The sequence below is a fragment of the Streptomyces sp. NPDC052079 genome (assembly GCF_040680275.1).
GTDB lineage: Bacteria > Actinomycetota > Actinomycetes > Streptomycetales > Streptomycetaceae > Streptomyces.
The window spans coordinates 1-15,027 of record NZ_JBFAWL010000038.1; the positions used below are offsets into that span (position 1 = coordinate 1).

Annotated in this window: 18 protein-coding genes, 1 tRNA gene and 1 riboswitch; of the genes, 5 read left to right on the forward strand and 14 right to left on the reverse strand. The window is 69.8% G+C overall.

From position 1 onward, the window contains the following. Positions 1-336: 336 nt before the first annotated feature. The 4 genes from AB0L56_RS30425 to AB0L56_RS30440 all read right to left on the reverse strand — a co-directional run bounded on the left by AB0L56_RS30425 (position 337) and on the right by AB0L56_RS30440 (position 3,790). Positions 337-1,119 carry a DUF1707 domain-containing protein gene (locus AB0L56_RS30425; RefSeq protein ID WP_365429082.1) on the reverse strand — a complete coding sequence of 261 codons (783 nt, stop codon included), beginning with the start codon at positions 1,117-1,119 and terminating at the stop codon, positions 337-339. A gap of 34 nt (positions 1,120-1,153) precedes the next feature. Further along, positions 1,154-2,140, reverse strand: a complete 987-nt coding sequence (locus tag AB0L56_RS30430) for an ATP-binding cassette domain-containing protein (protein WP_365429085.1) — start codon at positions 2,138-2,140, stop codon at positions 1,154-1,156. 8 nt (positions 2,141-2,148) lie between these two features. Continuing rightward, entirely contained in the window at positions 2,149-2,925 is a 777-nt protein-coding gene (locus AB0L56_RS30435; protein ID WP_365429168.1) for an ABC transporter permease, read from the reverse strand. Between the two features lie 64 nt (positions 2,926-2,989). Beyond that, positions 2,990-3,790 (reverse strand): ABC-2 family transporter protein, encoded by an 801-nt coding sequence (locus AB0L56_RS30440; RefSeq protein WP_365429088.1) that lies wholly within the window; start codon positions 3,788-3,790, stop codon positions 2,990-2,992. Between the two features lie 237 nt (positions 3,791-4,027). Between AB0L56_RS30440 and AB0L56_RS30445 the strand changes: the two genes are divergently transcribed. Next, positions 4,028-6,472 carry a transglycosylase domain-containing protein gene (locus AB0L56_RS30445; protein ID WP_365429091.1) on the forward strand — a complete coding sequence of 815 codons (2,445 nt, stop codon included), beginning with the start codon at positions 4,028-4,030 and terminating at the stop codon, positions 6,470-6,472. Between the two features lie 15 nt (positions 6,473-6,487). Here the strand turns inward: AB0L56_RS30445 and AB0L56_RS30450 are convergent, their stop codons facing one another. From AB0L56_RS30450 to AB0L56_RS30460, 3 genes are all read right to left on the reverse strand, one after another. Continuing rightward, a complete protein-coding gene (locus AB0L56_RS30450; RefSeq protein ID WP_365429094.1) occupies positions 6,488-6,808 on the reverse strand; it encodes a multidrug efflux SMR transporter in 321 nt (106 codons plus the stop codon). A 33-nt stretch (positions 6,809-6,841) separates the two neighbouring features. After that, positions 6,842-6,905: riboswitch (guanidine-III (ykkC-III) riboswitch) on the reverse strand. 66 nt (positions 6,906-6,971) lie between these two features. After that, positions 6,972-7,328, reverse strand: a complete 357-nt coding sequence (locus AB0L56_RS30455; protein WP_365429097.1) for a co-chaperone GroES — start codon at positions 7,326-7,328, stop codon at positions 6,972-6,974. Positions 7,329-7,373: 45 nt separating this feature from the next. Beyond that, complete coding sequence (locus AB0L56_RS30460; protein ID WP_365429100.1) at positions 7,374-7,703, reverse strand: DUF3618 domain-containing protein; 330 nt, start codon at positions 7,701-7,703, stop codon at positions 7,374-7,376. Between the two features lie 139 nt (positions 7,704-7,842). On the opposite strand from AB0L56_RS30460, the gene bcp reads away from it, so the two are divergent. After that, on the forward strand, positions 7,843-8,310 hold the full coding sequence (gene bcp, locus AB0L56_RS30465; protein WP_365429103.1) for a thioredoxin-dependent thiol peroxidase: 468 nt from the start codon (positions 7,843-7,845) through the stop codon (positions 8,308-8,310). A 49-nt stretch (positions 8,311-8,359) separates the two neighbouring features. Then, positions 8,360-8,435 (forward strand) — tRNA-Leu (locus AB0L56_RS30470). A 56-nt stretch (positions 8,436-8,491) separates the two neighbouring features. Here AB0L56_RS30470 and rdgB read toward each other — a convergent pair. From rdgB to AB0L56_RS30490, 4 genes are all read right to left on the reverse strand, one after another. Further along, complete coding sequence (gene rdgB / locus AB0L56_RS30475) at positions 8,492-9,094, reverse strand: RdgB/HAM1 family non-canonical purine NTP pyrophosphatase (RefSeq protein WP_361030621.1); 603 nt, start codon at positions 9,092-9,094, stop codon at positions 8,492-8,494. A gap of 42 nt (positions 9,095-9,136) precedes the next feature. Next, entirely contained in the window at positions 9,137-9,535 is a 399-nt protein-coding gene (locus AB0L56_RS30480) for a hypothetical protein (RefSeq protein WP_365429106.1), read from the reverse strand. A 141-nt stretch (positions 9,536-9,676) separates the two neighbouring features. Then, positions 9,677-10,414, reverse strand: a complete 738-nt coding sequence (gene rph / locus AB0L56_RS30485; protein ID WP_365429109.1) for a ribonuclease PH — start codon at positions 10,412-10,414, stop codon at positions 9,677-9,679. An 81-nt stretch (positions 10,415-10,495) separates the two neighbouring features. Then, a complete protein-coding gene (locus AB0L56_RS30490) occupies positions 10,496-10,729 on the reverse strand; it encodes a glucose PTS transporter subunit EIIB (RefSeq protein WP_037931958.1) in 234 nt (77 codons plus the stop codon). Positions 10,730-11,217: 488 nt separating this feature from the next. On the opposite strand from AB0L56_RS30490, the gene AB0L56_RS30495 reads away from it, so the two are divergent. Further along, entirely contained in the window at positions 11,218-12,468 is a 1,251-nt protein-coding gene (locus AB0L56_RS30495) for a PTS transporter subunit EIIC (protein WP_365429112.1), read from the forward strand. 74 nt (positions 12,469-12,542) lie between these two features. On the opposite strand, the gene AB0L56_RS30500 is transcribed toward AB0L56_RS30495, so the two are convergent. Further along, the gene (locus tag AB0L56_RS30500; protein ID WP_365429115.1) at positions 12,543-13,295 is read right to left on the reverse strand and encodes an MBL fold metallo-hydrolase; all 753 of its coding nucleotides are present in this window, start codon (positions 13,293-13,295) and stop codon (positions 12,543-12,545) included. A 200-nt stretch (positions 13,296-13,495) separates the two neighbouring features. Here AB0L56_RS30500 and AB0L56_RS30505 point away from each other — a divergent pair, with 200 nt between their 5' ends. Then, complete coding sequence (locus AB0L56_RS30505; RefSeq protein WP_361030637.1) at positions 13,496-13,627, forward strand: hypothetical protein; 132 nt, start codon at positions 13,496-13,498, stop codon at positions 13,625-13,627. 69 nt (positions 13,628-13,696) lie between these two features. On the opposite strand, the gene AB0L56_RS30510 is transcribed toward AB0L56_RS30505, so the two are convergent. Together AB0L56_RS30510 and AB0L56_RS30515 are read right to left on the reverse strand one after the other, a co-directional pair. Next, positions 13,697-14,647 carry a cysteine synthase gene (locus tag AB0L56_RS30510; protein ID WP_365429119.1) on the reverse strand — a complete coding sequence of 317 codons (951 nt, stop codon included), beginning with the start codon at positions 14,645-14,647 and terminating at the stop codon, positions 13,697-13,699. 5 nt (positions 14,648-14,652) lie between these two features. Next, entirely contained in the window at positions 14,653-14,970 is a 318-nt protein-coding gene (locus tag AB0L56_RS30515) for a MoaD/ThiS family protein (RefSeq protein WP_365429122.1), read from the reverse strand. Positions 14,971-15,027: the final 57 nt, after the last annotated feature.

Genomic DNA, 15,027 nt, shown 5'->3' on the forward strand with positions numbered 1-15,027 from the left:
ACCGGTGAGGGTGTGGTGGTTACGGAGTGGCTGCGGGCGTGAAGCTGGGTTGCACCGGGCCAGGTTTTTCGCCCCCGCCGCCCCTTCCCGTCCCGGCCCCGGGGGCGCTGCCCCCGGACCCCCGCTCCTCAAACGCCGGAGGGGCTGGAATTGGCCGTACCGGGGTGGGCGGGTGGGCCGGGGTGGGTGGGGAGGCTGCGGGTAGGCCGGAATGCCCGGGTCGGCGAGAAGACGAGGGTGGGCGGGAGCGCTGGGGTAGGCCGGGGCTGGGCGGGAAGGCCGGGGTGCGCCGGAATGCCGTGGCCGGCGAGAAGACTGGGCTGGGCGGGAAGGCGCTCAGTGGTCCTCGGGGGTGCGAGGGGTGTGCTTCCTCAAGTGGTCGTCGTGGGGGTTCAGGTGGTTCTGGGCGGATGCGTCCAGTTCCCGGTGGCGTTGCTCCTTGCGTTCCAGCTTCTCCCGACGGCGTTCCTCGCGTAGGCGTTGCTTTTCTGCGTGGGGGAGTTTGCGGTGGACGCCTACGCCGCCCCAGAAGGCCAGGCCTGTGACGATCACCCTGGGGGCGCCGGGGTCGCCGGGGACGCCCTCCTCGCGGTGGTCGAAGCCGCCCATGATGCCGACGCCGCGCACGACGACCTCGACGCCCGGCGGAACGATGATGTCCACCCCGCCCATGATCGCGACCGCGTTGATCACGATCTCGCGGTCCGCGAAGTACGCCTCGCGCAGATCGATCTCGCCGCCGCCCCAGAAGGCGAAGCAGTTGAAGCGGCGCGGGGCCGTCCAGCGGCCCTTGCGCTGGAAGCCCGACATCACGGCCACCGCCCACGTCGACGTCCCCGCGTCGCCCTCGCCGACGATCCGGCCCGCCCAGTCGCCGGCCGGCTGCGCGTCCTTCGTCAGGGAGACGGCGGGTGCGGCGGTCGTACCCGGGCCCGGCAGATCGCGGGTGATCGGCGCCAGTTCCCCGTATGTGCGCGCCGCGTAGGTCGCGTCCAGCCGCTCCCCGAACTCCTCCATGTCCAGGCGGCCCTCCGCGAGGGCGTCCCGCAGGATGTCGGCGACCCGTTCACGGTCGGCGTCCGATGCACGAAGGTCCGGTGCGGCTGCGTCGTCGGTCATACCCCGCAGCCTACGAGTTGTCTCCGTCACACCGCTATGAGGGCTCGGAGACGGGCATCCCGCCGCGGTCGGTGTACATCCTCGCGATCACCGCCTCGATGTCCGGCTCCCGGACCGACAGGTCGACCAGCGGGTACCGGGCGGCGACCTGGGCCACCAGTCCCGCCGCCGACTCCGACGCCGGGAACGCCAGCCACTGCCGCGGACCCTCCACCCGTACCACCCGCGCGGGGGCCGGTGCCTCGATCGGCGGGAGTTCCCGCTCCAGGTCGACCACGAGGGTCCGCTCGCTCTCCCCCGCCTCGTGCAGCCCGGCCAGCGCACCGTCGTACACCAGGCGGCCGTGGTCGATGACCATCACCCGGGAGCACAACTGCTCGATGTCCTGCAGGTCGTGCGTCGTCAGCAGCACCGTGGTGGCACGGTCGGCGTTCAACTGCCGCAGGAAGTCCCGCACCTTGGTCTTGGAGATGACGTCCAGCCCGATCGTCGGCTCGTCGAGATACAGCACCTCCGGGTCGTGCAGCAGCGCCGCCGCGATGTCCCCGCGCATCCGCTGGCCGAGCGACAGCTGCCGTACCGGCACGTCGAGCAATTCGCCCAGGTCGAGGAGTTCGACCAGCCGGTCCAGGTTCTCGCGGTACCGCGCGTCGGGGATGCGGTACATACGGTGCATCAGCCGGTAGGAGTCGATGAGGGGGAGGTCCCACCACAGCGTCGTACGCTGCCCGAACACCACCCCCATACGGTGCGCGAGCCGCGTCCGCTCCCGCGAGGGGTCGATCCCCGCCACCCTCAGCCGGCCGGCGCTGGGGGTGAGAATCCCGGTCAGCATCTTGATCGTCGTCGACTTGCCCGCGCCGTTGGGGCCGATGTAGCCCACCATCTCCCCGCGCGCCACCGTGAAGGAGAGCGCGTCCACGGCGCGCACCTGCCGCCGTTCCCGTTTCAGGAAACCGGTCTTCCTGCGCACCTCGAAGACCTTCTCGACGTGGTCCAGTTCGATGAACGCCTCCGCCATGACGGCCCCTAACTCCCCGTGCTCCGATACGACCTCAGCCCGGCCCGCCACGCCGCCCCCGCCAGTGCCGCGCACACCACCGCCACCAGCGGCGCCGCGAAGGCCGACCCGTCCGGCAGCCCCAGCGGGTAGGTACGCCCCAGCAGATGGGCCGCCGGCACCCAGTTGACGAAGGCGAGCGGCAGCACGAACGTCACCCCGCGCACCAGGTCCCGGCCGAACACCGTCGGCGGGTACTGCAACAGCGTCGTGCCGCCGTACGTGAACGCGTTCTGCACCTCCGCGGCGTCCTGCGCCAGGAACTGGAAGGCGCCGCCCGCCACGAACAGCGAACCGAAGATCACCGCGCCGCAGACCAGTGTCACCGGGACCAGCAGCACCTTGACCACCGTCCAGTCGACGTCCGCCGCCACCAGCGCCCAGCCCAGCACCGCCGCGCCCTGGATGCCCCGGCCCAGCCGGCGCAGCGCGAAGCGGTCCGCGGCGACCTGGGCGAGCACCGGCGCGGGCCGCACCAGCAGCGTGTCGAACGAGCCGTCGCGCACCCGGCCCCCCAGGGAAGCCACCGAACCGAACGCCAGCTGGGCGATACCGAACGAGGTGGAGGAAAGGCCGTACAGCAGGGCGACTTCGGTCAGCGTCCAGCCGCCGAGCGCGTCGACCTGCGAGAACATCAGCAGGATCGCCACGAAGTCCAGCCCGGTCAGCATCAGGTTGCCGCACACCGTCAGGACGAAGGAGGCACGGTAGGCCAGGGTGGAGCGGATCCACATCCCGGCGATCATCCGGTAGGCCCGCAGTCCCTCGGTCACCCGCGAACGCGCGGGAGGAAGCGTGTACGGCGGTGCCTCAGCCACCCTGCACCACCACCCGCCGCGTCGCCGCCGACTGCACCAGCCGGCCCACCGCCAGCAGCGCCACCGCCCACGCCGCCTGGAAGGCGTACGCCCCCAGGGGAGCGGTCTCCCCCATCAGCACGTCCGCCGGCACCTGGAGCTGCGCCGCCCACGGCAGCGCCTGGACGACCTCACCCATGGAACCGGGAAAGGCGTTCAGCGGCAGCGTCATGCCCGAGCAGAAGAGTCCCGTCACCATCAGGGCCTGCGCGACACCCTGGCCGTCCAGCAGCCAGAACGCGCTCAGCGCGAACAGATAGCGGATGGCGAAACTGACGAGCATCGCCAGCAGCAGCGCGAGCAGGAACGCACCCCACACGGCGGCCTCTTCGGGCAGCGCCGTCGGGAAGAGCAGCGCACCGACGACGAACGGGACCACGCCCCGACCCAGCAGCTGGAACACCGCCCGCCCCAGGTCGTTCGCCAGCCACCACAGCTGGAGATCGACCGGCCGGTACAGATCGACCGCGATCTCACCCGTACGGATGCGTTCCATCAGCTCGACCTCGAACCCGCCGCCCTGGACGGCGAGCATCGCGAACAGCGCCTGCCCCAGCCACACATAGGTGACCGCCTGCGCCTGGTCGTACCCGCCGAGACCCGGCCGGGCCTCCCACAGCGCGAGGTACGTGTAGACCAGGATCAGGCCGAAGACGGTGTTCGTGAACACCCCCGCGGCCGTGGCCACCCGGTAGGTCGCGTACCGCCTGAAGCCCCCCGCCGCGACGGCCGGGTACACGCGCCACGAGCCCACGCCCGCCCCTTCCTTCCGTACCCGGCACCGAAGCGCAGGAGCCTAATGCGCGCGCCGGTCCGCCTGCCACGCAATATCGGCCGGGCTGCCCGGCAGGGCCATGCGTGTGAGAAGCCGCAAGTGTGCGCGACGCGCGCCGCCGCCGCGGAAGGCGTCGCCGGATGGGACAGTCTTGAATAAGAGGAACGCACCCGGCGTACGGGAACGAACGAGGCGAAACAGGAGTCCGTGCACGACATGAGCGACGACCCGCAGCCGCAGCGGCCCCAGCCCGGCTGGGCACCGAAAGACCCTCAGGCGGCGGACACCCCCGAGGCGGAGGCGGAAGACAGCGCGGAAGACAGCGCGGAAGACAGCGCGGAAGACAGCGCGGAAGGCAGCGCGGAAGGCAGCGCGGAAGGCAGCGCGGAGGACAAGGGCAGAGCCAAACGCACCGGATGGCGCCGGCTGATCCCCACCTGGCGCATGGTGGCCGCCGCCTTCCTCATCACCGGCCTCCTGATCGTCGGCGGCTTCTTCCTCGGCTACTACCTCGTGCAGATCCCCGCCGCCAACGCCCTCGCCACCCAGCAGGCAAACGTCTACCTCTACGCCGACGGCTCCGTCATCGCCCGCGACGGTGAGGTCAACCGGGAGAACGTCACCCTCTCCCAGATCTCCAAGCCCGCCCAGCACGCCGTGCTCGCCGCCGAGGACCGCGACTTCTACACCGAGCCCGCCGTCGACCCCATGGCCATGATCCGCGGCGCCTGGAACACCCTCACCGGCAAGGGCAAACAGTCCGGCTCCACCATCACCCAGCAGTACGTGAAGAACTACTACCTGCGCCAGGAGCAGACCGTCACCCGCAAGGTGAAGGAGTTCTTCATCGCCATCAAACTCGACCGGAACCAGAGCAAGGACCAGATCCTCGAGGGCTACCTCAACACCAGCTTCTTCGGCCGCGGCGCCTACGGCATCCAGGCCGCCGCCCACGCCTACTACGACATCGACGCCTCCCAACTCGACGCCGGCCGCGCCGCCTACCTCGCCGCCCTCGTCAACGCGCCCAGCCAGTACGACGTCATCACCCACCCCGAGAACCGCGCCATGGTCGAGAACCGCTGGAACTACGTCCTGGACGGCATGGTCGACGAGGGGTGGCTGAGCGAGGGCGAACGCGCCGGGATGACGTTCCCGATGCCCAAGGAGACCACCCTCTCCACCAGCATGTCCGGGCAGCGCGGCTACATCGTGAACATCGTCAAGAAATACCTGGCCGACCAGCGCATCCTCGACGAGGCCACCCTCGACTCCGGCGGCTACCGCATCACCACCACCCTGCAGAAGGACAAGCAGGACGCCTTCGTCGACGCCGTCAACGACAAGCTGATCGACCGGCTCGACACGCAGAACCGCACGGTCGACACCTACGTCCGCGCCGGCGGCGCCTCGATCGAACCCAAGACCGGCAAGATCGTCGCGATGTACAACGGCATCGACTACGTCAAGCAGTACACCCCCAACGCCACCCGCCGGGACTTCCAGGTCGGCTCCTCGTTCAAGCCGTTCGTGTTCACCGCCGCCGTCGAGAACAAGTCCCGCACCCAGGACGGCCACCGCATCACACCCAACACCCACTACGACGGCACCAGCAAACGCCCCGTCCAGGGCTGGCCCGGCAACCGCTACGCCCCGGAGAACGAGGACCACCGCGACTACGGCGACATCACCGTCAGCGAGGCCACCGACAAGTCCGTCAACGCCGTGTACGCGCAGATGGCCGTCGACGTCGGCCCCGACAAGGTGCGGCAGACCGCCATCGACCTGGGCCTCGCCAAGGACACCCCCAGCCTCGACGACGCCGGGCCGTCCATCGCCCTCGGCGTCGCAACCGCCAGCGTCCTCGACATGGCCAAGGCGTACGCCACCCTCGCCAACCACGGCAAGCGCGCCGACTACACGCTGATCGAGAAGATCACCCGCGGCCAGGAGACCCTGGAACTGCCCGCACGGCACACCCGGCAGGCCGTCAGCCGCCAGGCCGCCGACACCACCACCTCCGTACTCAAGGGCGTCGTCGAGAAGGGCACCGCCACCGCCGCCGGGACCGCCGGCCGACCCGCCGCCGGCAAGACCGGCACCGCCGAGGAGGACACTGCCGCCTGGTTCGCCGGCTACACCCCCGACCTCGCCACCGTCGTCGCCGTCATGGGCCAGGACCCCGTCACCGCCGGTCACAAGTCCCTCTACGGCGCCCTCGGCCTGCCCCGGATGAACGGCGGCGGCGCGCCCGCGGAGATCTGGGGCGAGTACACCCGCGAGGCCCTGAAGGGCACGCCCGCCCAGGCGTTCAGCCTCCGGCTCCAGCCGGGCGCCTGGGAAAGCCAGCCGCCCTCCGACGAAAGCACCGGCCGCTCCTCCACCGGCGACCCGACCTACGACAGCAGCAGGGCACCGGACGCCGACGAGGACACCGCAAGCCGCACCCCGGACGGCACCGGGAAGCCGACGCCGGACGGACCGACCGGCGGTCAGCTTGAAGGCACCGCCACCGGTGACCCCACGGGCGGCACCGGAACCGGCGACGACGAGGGAGCGACCGACGGCGCCACCGGCGACGACGACTCCGGCGGCGACGACGCGACGTACCCGGGCGGTCTCACCGGCGCCCTCACCCAGAACGCCCGCCGGGTCTGGTGAGCGGCCCGCACCCCCTCAGTGACCCGAGGTCGCCTTCAGCCCCACCACGGCGACCAGCAGCAGGCTGATGAAGAAGATCCGCGCGGCGGTCACCGGCTCCCCCAGCACCACCATGCCCACCACCGCCGCACCGGCCGCGCCGATCCCCACCCACACGCCGTACGCCGTACCGATCGGCAGGGTGCGGGACGCGTACGACAGCAGCAGCATGCTCGCGACGATGCCGGCGCCGGTGAGCACACTGGGCACCAGGCGGGTGAACCCGTCGGTGTACTTCATGCCGACCGCCCAGCCGACCTCCAGCAGACCGGCGACCACCAGCAGAACCCAGGCCATGACAGGCACCTCCGGGACACGAACGGAAACGGGGGTGCGTCGTCTTTGCCTTCACCCCGGTACGGCGCGTCTCGTCGGGGCCCCGTGGGGGGTCGTACCACCGTAGCCGAAAAGGCTGTAGGGGCTGGCGACCACGATCACCACCCCCTACAGACCTACAGACCTACAGGTACAGGCCGGTCGAATCCTGGGAACCCTCGAAGCGGTCCGCGGCCACGGCATGCAGATCGCGCTCCCGCATCAGCACATAGGCGGTACCACGCACCTCGACCTCCGCCCGGTCCTCCGGGTCGAACAGCACCCGGTCGCCCGGCTCCACGGTCCGTACGTTCTGCCCCACCGCGACCACCTCGGCCCAGGCCAGCCGGCGGCCCACCGCGGCCGTCGCGGGAATGAGAATGCCGCCCCCGGAACGCCGCTCCCCCTCACTGGTGTCCTGCCGCACGAGTACGCGGTCGTGCAGCATCCGGATGGGCAGCTTGTCGTGCTGGGAACTGTTCTGGACTCTCTTGGCGCTCACGTCCTGAAACCTACCTGTCTTCGCCACGCACGCACGCGGGAGGGGTCAACGCCGACGCCGCCGCGTCCCCAGGGCCAGCAGCCCCACGACCCCCACCACCAGCACCGCCACCGGCACGACCCGCTCCAGCCGCGGCGAGCCGTCCTCGTCCACGAACTGGCCCTTGACGTCACTGACCACGCTGTTCACACGGACGTACGCCCGCCCCAGCGTGTGATCCACATTGGACACGACCTTGGCCTTCGCGTCCCCCATGATCGTCTTCGGGTGCACCCGCACCCCGATCTCGTCCAGCGTCTCGGCCAGCACCGCACGGCGGCGCTCGATGTCCGCCTCGATCTGCGCCGGGGTTCTGGTGTCCGCCGTGTCCGCCACCGTGTCGCCTCCGAAATCCACTGATATCTGTGCCGGACAGTCTGTCAGCTCCAGACCGCCCCGCACTGCCAGGACCCCCGGTTACCCTCGATCCCGGCACCCGATCCACGCAGCGCGCATGTACGAGGAGACCAGCCCGATGAGCGAACGCCTCCAGCCCGGGGACGAGGCCCCCGCCTTCACCCTGCCCGACGCCGACGGCAACGAGGTGTCCCTGGCCGACCACAGGGGTCGCAAGGTCATCGTCTACTTCTACCCGGCCGCCCTCACCCCCGGCTGCACGAAGCAGGCCTGCGACTTCACCGACAACCTGGAGCTGCTCGCGGGCGCCGGCTACGACGTCATCGGCATCAGCCCCGACAAGCCGGAGAAGCTCGCCAAGTTCCGCGAGGCCGAGTCACTGAAGGTCACCCTCCTCGCCGACGAGGACAGGACGATCCTCGAGGCGTACGGCGCCTACGGCGAGAAGAAGAACTACGGCCGGACCTACATGGGCGTCATCCGCTCCACGATCGTCGTCGACGAGCAGGGCAAGGTCGAACACGCCCTCTACAACGTCCGCGCGACAGGCCACGTAGCCAAAATCATCAAGGACCTCGGCATCTGAGTCCGGCAGACGTACCCGTCTCAGCGCCCAGTAGAGTAGGCACCGCTGCGGGCCCGTACCCCAGCTGGCCAAGAGGGCGCCGGTTTAGGTCCGGTGTGTCGTGGGTTCGAGTCCCACCGGGCCCACAGGAAGAAGAGGCTCGGTCCCTTCATATCGAAGGTGCCGAGCCTCTTCCCTACCCTCAGCCCAGCAGCTCCCGCACCACCGGAACCAGTGCCCTGAACGCCTTTCCCCGGTGGCTGATGGCGTTCTTCTCGGCCGGGGTCAGTTCCGCGCAGGTCCTCGTTTCGCCGTCGGGCTGGAGGATGGGGTCGTAGCCGAAGCCGTTTGTGCCGGCGGGGGTGTGGCGGAGGGTGCCGGTCAGGCGGCCCTCGACGACCCGTTCCGTGCCGTCTGGGAGGGCGAGTGCCGCCGCGCAGGCGAAGTGGGCTCCGCGGTGTGCGTCGTCGATGTCGGAGAGCTGGGCCAGGAGCAGGTTCAGGTTGGCCTGGTCGTCGCCGTGGGTGCCGGACCAGCGGGCGGAGAAGATGCCCGGGGCGCCGCCCATGACGTCCACGCACAGGCCGGAGTCGTCGGCGACGGCGGGCAGGCCGGTGGCGCGGGCCAGGGTGTGGGCCTTGAGCAGGGCGTTCTCGGCGAAGGTGACGCCGGTTTCCTTGACGTCGGGGATGTGGGGGTAGGCGTCTGCGCCGACGAGGTCGTGGGGCAGGCCCGCGTCGGCGAGGATCGAGTGCAGCTCGGCGATCTTTCCGGCGTTGCGGGTGGCGAGGATCAGGCGGGTCATGGGCCCAGTATCCCTGGGATCCCTGGGCCCATGCGCTGAGTCCTAAGGCGTGCAGACCTTGGTGAGTTCGCCGGCCGCGTCGGTGACGGGGCTGATGTCCGGGTTCTTGTCACCGTTCTCGATGGAGGTGCGGACGTTGTCGACGGCCTTGTTCAGGTCGTCGACGGCCTTGGAGACGTCGGCGTTGTCGGTCTTGTCGCCGATCTCGTTGAGGTTCTTGTCGATCGAGTCGAGGGATTCCACGAGCTGCGTGACGTCGTTGCCCGCATTCTCGACGGCCTGCTGCATGTCGGTGACGCTGTCGGCGATGGCGTCGGCGGTCTGGACGCAGTCCAGTGCCTTGTCGACGGCGTCGCAGCCGGTGGTGAGTCCGGCGGTCAGCGCGACGGCCGCCAGGGTGGCGGCGACGGCTGCGGTGCGGCGTCGGCGGCTCGCGGCCATGTACGTTCCCTCCCTCGTCGGGCCGGTGCGGCCCGCATCGTCGGCCGGGCGCCCGGGGTTGAGCCGTGCGCCCGTACCCGTTCAGACGCGGGGGCGGCCGACGCGGTTGCTCCGCGTCGGCCACCTGTTTTGAAGCGCCCTTTACCTTCCGAGGACGGTATCAAGCGCGGCGCGCTGTATGGCGGCGAGCTTCGTGCACCCGGTGACGGCGAGGTCGAGGAGGGCGTTGAGTTCGTCCCGGGCGAAGGGCTCGGCTTCGGCGGTGCCCTGGATCTCGACGAAACGGCCGTCGCCGGTGCAGACGACGTTCATGTCGGTGTCCGCCCTGACGTCTTCCTCGTAGCAGAGGTCGAGGAGGGGCACGCCGCCGACGATGCCCACGGAGACGGCGCTGACGGTGTTGGTGAGGGGCCGGCGTCCGGGTTTGACGAGCTTCTTGGCCTGGGCCCAGGCCACGGCGTCGGCGAGGGCGACGTAGGCGCCGGTGATGGCGGCGGTGCGGGTGCCGCCGTCGGCCTGGAGGACGTCGCAGTCGAGCACGATGGTGTTCTCGCCGAGCGCTTTGTAGTCGATGACGGCGCGCAGGGACCGGCCGATGAGGCGGCTGATTTCGTGGGTGCGGCCGCCGATGCGGCCGCGGACGGATTCGCGGTCGCCGCGGGTGTTGGTGGCGCGAGGCAGCATCGAGTACTCGCCGGTGACCCAGCCCTCGCCGCTGCCCTTGCGCCAGCGGGGGACGCCTTCGGTGAGGGAGGCGGTGCAGAGGACCTTGGTGTCGCCGAAGGAGACGAGGACGGAGCCTTCGGCGTGCTTGCTCCAGCCGCGTTCGATGGTGACCGGGCGGAGTTGTTCGGGGGTGCGGCCGTCGATTCGAGACATGGCGCCGAGCCTAGTCGTAGGGACGGGAAGGGCCCCTGCCGCGGTGGACAGGGGCCCCGAAGGTGTGGCTTTCGCCGCGGTTCACATCATGTCTTCGATTTCGGCGGCGATGGGGTCGGCGTCGGTGCCGATGACGACCTGGATGGCGCTGCCCATCTTGACGACGCCGTGGGCGCCGGCGGCCTTGAGGGCGGCTTCGTCGACCTTGGCGGGGTCCACGACTTCGGTGCGGAGCCGGGTGATGCAGCCTTCGATCTCGTCGATGTTGTCGATGCCGCCGAGTCCGGCGACGATCTTCTCAGCCTTGGTGGCCATGTTCGTTCTCCCTGATCCGAACCGCTTTGGTCGCAGTAACCCACAGTTGGCCCATCTTTGCGAGCGGTCATGTCGTGGGTGCCGAAGGATGACGTCACGACAGCGGAACCGTCCTGCCTGACTGGTCTACACCAGCGGGTGGACTGCCGCCAAACCCGTATCGGGCTGTGCTTCGCGGCGCTGTACTACGTCATCTTCCGCTTCGCGATTATGCGGTTCGATCTGAGGACCCCCGGGGCGGGAACCGGAGGAGGAGGTCGAGGATGCCGCTAAGGCGTGATCTCGTAGGCTGGAGGCGGCTTGTCGAGCCCTTGGACGGTGTGGTCCGGGGGCTTTTCGGCGTGTCCGCTGGCGGTTCCGTTTGTGCTGTCCGGCGGGCACGGTGGGTAGCTTCGCGGTCGCAGGAATGACGGGTTCCTTATGCGGCCTTCATCGTGTACAACAGGTCTACACCACTAGTGGTGTAGACCACCACCGATGGAGGAAGTATGAGCACCGCCACCGACTCGGCGGCCCCCGCAAAGAAGCGGGGATCCGGCCTGTTCCAGGGCCTGCAGAAGGTGGGCCGCAGCCTTCAGCTCCCGATCGCCGTCCTTCCGGCGGCGGGCATCCTGCTCCGGCTCGGCCAGCCGGACGTGTTCGGCGCGGACGGCTTCGGCTGGGACAAGGTCGCCGCCGTCTTCGCCACCGCCGGTGGCGCGATCTTCGACAATCTGCCGATGCTGTTCTGCATCGGTGTCGCCATCGGCTTCGCCAAGAAGGCGGACGGCTCGACCGCGCTCGCCGCGCTCGTCGGCTTCCTGGTCTACAGCAACGTCCTGAAGGCCTTCCCGGTCACCGAGGCGAAGGTGCAGGACGGCGCGGACATAGCCGCGACCTACAACAACCCCGGGGTCCTCGGCGGCATCATCATGGGTCTGCTGGCGGCGGTGCTGTGGCAGCGCTACCACCGCAAGAAGCTGGTGGACTGGCTCGGCTTCTTCAACGGCCGCCGTCTCGTCCCGATCATCATGGCCTTCGTGGGCACCCTCATGGGCGTCTTCTTCGGCCTGGTCTGGGAGCCGATCGGCGAGGTCATCTCGGACGCCGGTGAGTGGATCACGGGTCTGGGTGCCGCGGGCGCGGGTCTGTTCGGTCTGATCAACCGTGCGCTGATCCCCATCGGCATGCACCAGTTCGTCAATACCGTCTCCTGGTTCCAGATCGGTGACTTCACCAACGCCGCCGGCGAGGTCGTCCACGGTGACCTGAACCGCTTCTTCGCCGGTGACCCGGACGCCGGTCTGTTCATGTCGGGCTTCTTCCCGATCATGATGTTCGGCCTCCCGGCCGCCGCGCTCGCCATGGCGCACGCCGCCCGCCCGGAGCGCCGCAAGGCCGTGACGGGCATGATGGTCTCGCTCGCGCTGACGTCCTTCGTGACCGGTGTGACCGAGCCGATCGAGTTCGCGTTCATGTTCATCGCGCCGCTGCTGTACGTGATCCACGCGGTGCTCACCGCCCTGTCCATGGCGATCACCTGGGCGCTCGGGGTGCACGCGGGCTTCACGTTCTCCGCGGGGGCCATCGACTACGGCCTCAACTGGAACCTGGCGACCAAGCCCTGGCTGATCATCCCGATCGGTCTGGTGTTCGCGGCCATCTATTACGTGGTGTTCCGCTTCGCCATCACCAAGTTCAACCTGCCGACTCCGGGGCGCGAGCCGGAGGAGGAACTCGAGGACACCACGAAGGCGTGATCCGTCCTCGCCGCGCATGACACCGGGGCCCCCGGAAGCCGAGCAGGCTTCCGGGGGCCCCGGCCGTTTCTGCCTCAGATCTCGTACGTCGTCCCCGGCGCCGCCAGCCCGACCGGCCCGTCGTACACCATGCGGGCGTCGGTGAGGTTGACCTGCGGGTCGGTCCACGGGGGGATGTGGGTGAGGATCAGGCGGCGGGCGCCCGCCCGGGCCGCCGTCTCACCCGCCTCGCGGCCGTTGAGGTGCAGGTCGGGGATGTTCTCCTTGCCGTGCGTGAAGGCGGCCTCGCACAGGAAGAGGTCGGCGTCGCGGGCCAGGTCCTCGAGCACGGGGGTGATTCCCGTGTCGCCGGAGTAGGTGAGCGTCTTCCCGCCGTGTTCGATGCGGATGCCGTACGCCTCGACCGGGTGCGCGACGCGCTCGGTGTGCACGAGGAAGGGGCCGATCTCGAAGGTGGACGGCTTGACCGTGTGGAAGTCGAAGACCTCGCTCATGGAGGAGGCCGAGGGGGCGTCGGCGTAGGCGGTGGTCAGCCGGTGCTCGGTGCCCTCGGGTCCGTAGACCGGCAGCGGGGCGCAGCGACCGCCGTCGTGCCGGTAGTAGCGCGCCACGAAGTAGGCGCACATGTCGATGCAGTGGTCGGCGTGCAGGTGGCTGAGGAAGATCGCGTCGAGGTCGTAGAGACCGCAGTGGCGCTGCAGCTCGCCCAGGGCGCCGTTGCCCATGTCGAGAAGCAGCCGGAAGCCGTCGGCCTCGACGAGGTAGCTCGAGCAGGCCGATTCCGCGGACGGGAACGACCCCGAGCAGCCGACGACGGTGAGCTCCATGAAGCAGAAACCTCCGCTGGCGGGTGTGGAGAGACGGGGGTCGTGCGGTTTGTCGAGCGTAAGGCGCAAAACCTTTGGTCGCTCCTCCACCTGGGGCCGTTGTGGGCGAACTCACCTGTGCTGTCACCGGTTCGGCTGGAAGCCGCGCGTGACGGTGACGGGAGGGCGCGCGGCCGGGTGCGCGCCGGTACGGTCTGGGCATGGACACGGCTTGGTGGCTTGCGCTCGTGGCGGTGGTGCTGCTCGCGTTCGTCACCGCGCTCGTCGACGGGTGGGGGCGGGGACACCGGCGGCGGCGCGGATCCGGACGGCGCGGCGGCCAACGGGAGTGACCGGGGGGACGGGCGAGGGGCCGGAGACATGGTCTCCGGCCCCTCGCCCTACGTCTGCACCGTGTGCGGTTACGCCCAGAGTTGGCCCTTGAGCGTGTCGATGGCCGCCTCGGTCGTCTCGGCCGTATAGACGCCGGTGGACAGGTACTTCCAGCCGCCGTCGGCGACGACGAAGACGATGTCGGCGCTCTCGCCGGCCTTGAGTGCCTTGTTGGCGACGCCGATCGCCGCGTGCAGGGCGGCTCCGGTGGAGACGCCGGCGAAGATGCCCTCCTGCTGGAGGAGTTCCCGGGTGCGGGTGACGGCGTCGGCGGAGCCCACGGAGAAGCGGGTGGTGAGGACGGAGGCGTCGTAGAGCTCGGGGACGAAGCCCTCGTCGAGGTTGCGCAGGCCGTAGACGAGGTCGTCGTAGCGCGGCTCGGCGGCGACGATCCTGATGTCGGGTCTGTGCTCGCGCAGATAGCGGCCGACGCCCATGAGGGTGCCGGTGGTGCCGAGGCCGGCCACGAAGTGGGTGATGGAGGGCAGGTCGGCGAGGATTTCCGGGCCGGTGGTGGCGTAGTGCGCGCCGGCGTTGTCCGGGTTGCCGTACTGGTAGAGCATCACCCAGTCGGGGTGCTCGGCGGAGAGTTCCTTGGCGACGCGCACGGCGGTGTTGGAGCCGCCCGCGGCCGGGGAGGAGATGATCTCCGCTCCCCACATGCCGAGGAGGTCACGGCGTTCCTGTGAGGTGTTCTCGGGCATCACGCAGACCATGCGGTAGCCCTTGAGCTTGGCGGCCATCGCCAGGGAGATGCCGGTGTTGCCGGAGGTCGGCTCGAGGATGGTGCAGCCCGGGGTGAGGCGGCCGTCCTTCTCCGCCTGCTCGATCATGAACAGGGCCGGGCGGTCCTTGATGGAGCCGGTGGGGTTGCGGTCCTCCAGCTTCGCCCAGATCCGGACGTCGGAGGACGGCGACAGCCGCGGCAGGCGCACCAGAGGGGTGTTGCCCACCGCGGCCAGCGGGGAGTCGTAGCGCATGCCGATCAGGCCATCCCGGCCGGGCGCGGGTTGGCCGCGGCGGAACCGCCTGCGACGGCCGGGAGGATGGTGACGTTGTCGCCGTCGCTCAGCTTGGTGTCGATGCCGTCGAGGAAGCGGACGTCCTCGTCGTTGAGGTAGACGTTGACGAAGCGGCGCAGCTGCGCGCCGTTCGCCTCGTCGATGAGGCGGGCCCGGATGCCCGCATGCCGGGTCTCGAGGTCGGCGAAGAGCTCGGCGAGGGTGTTCCCGTTGCCCTCCACCGCCTTCTGACCGTCGGTGTACTGGCGGAGGATGGTCGGGATGCGGACCTCGATGGCCATGGCTGAGGGCTCCTGTCGGAAGTGTCTGTCGTGGGTTCGGGAAGGGCGCGCGGCGGC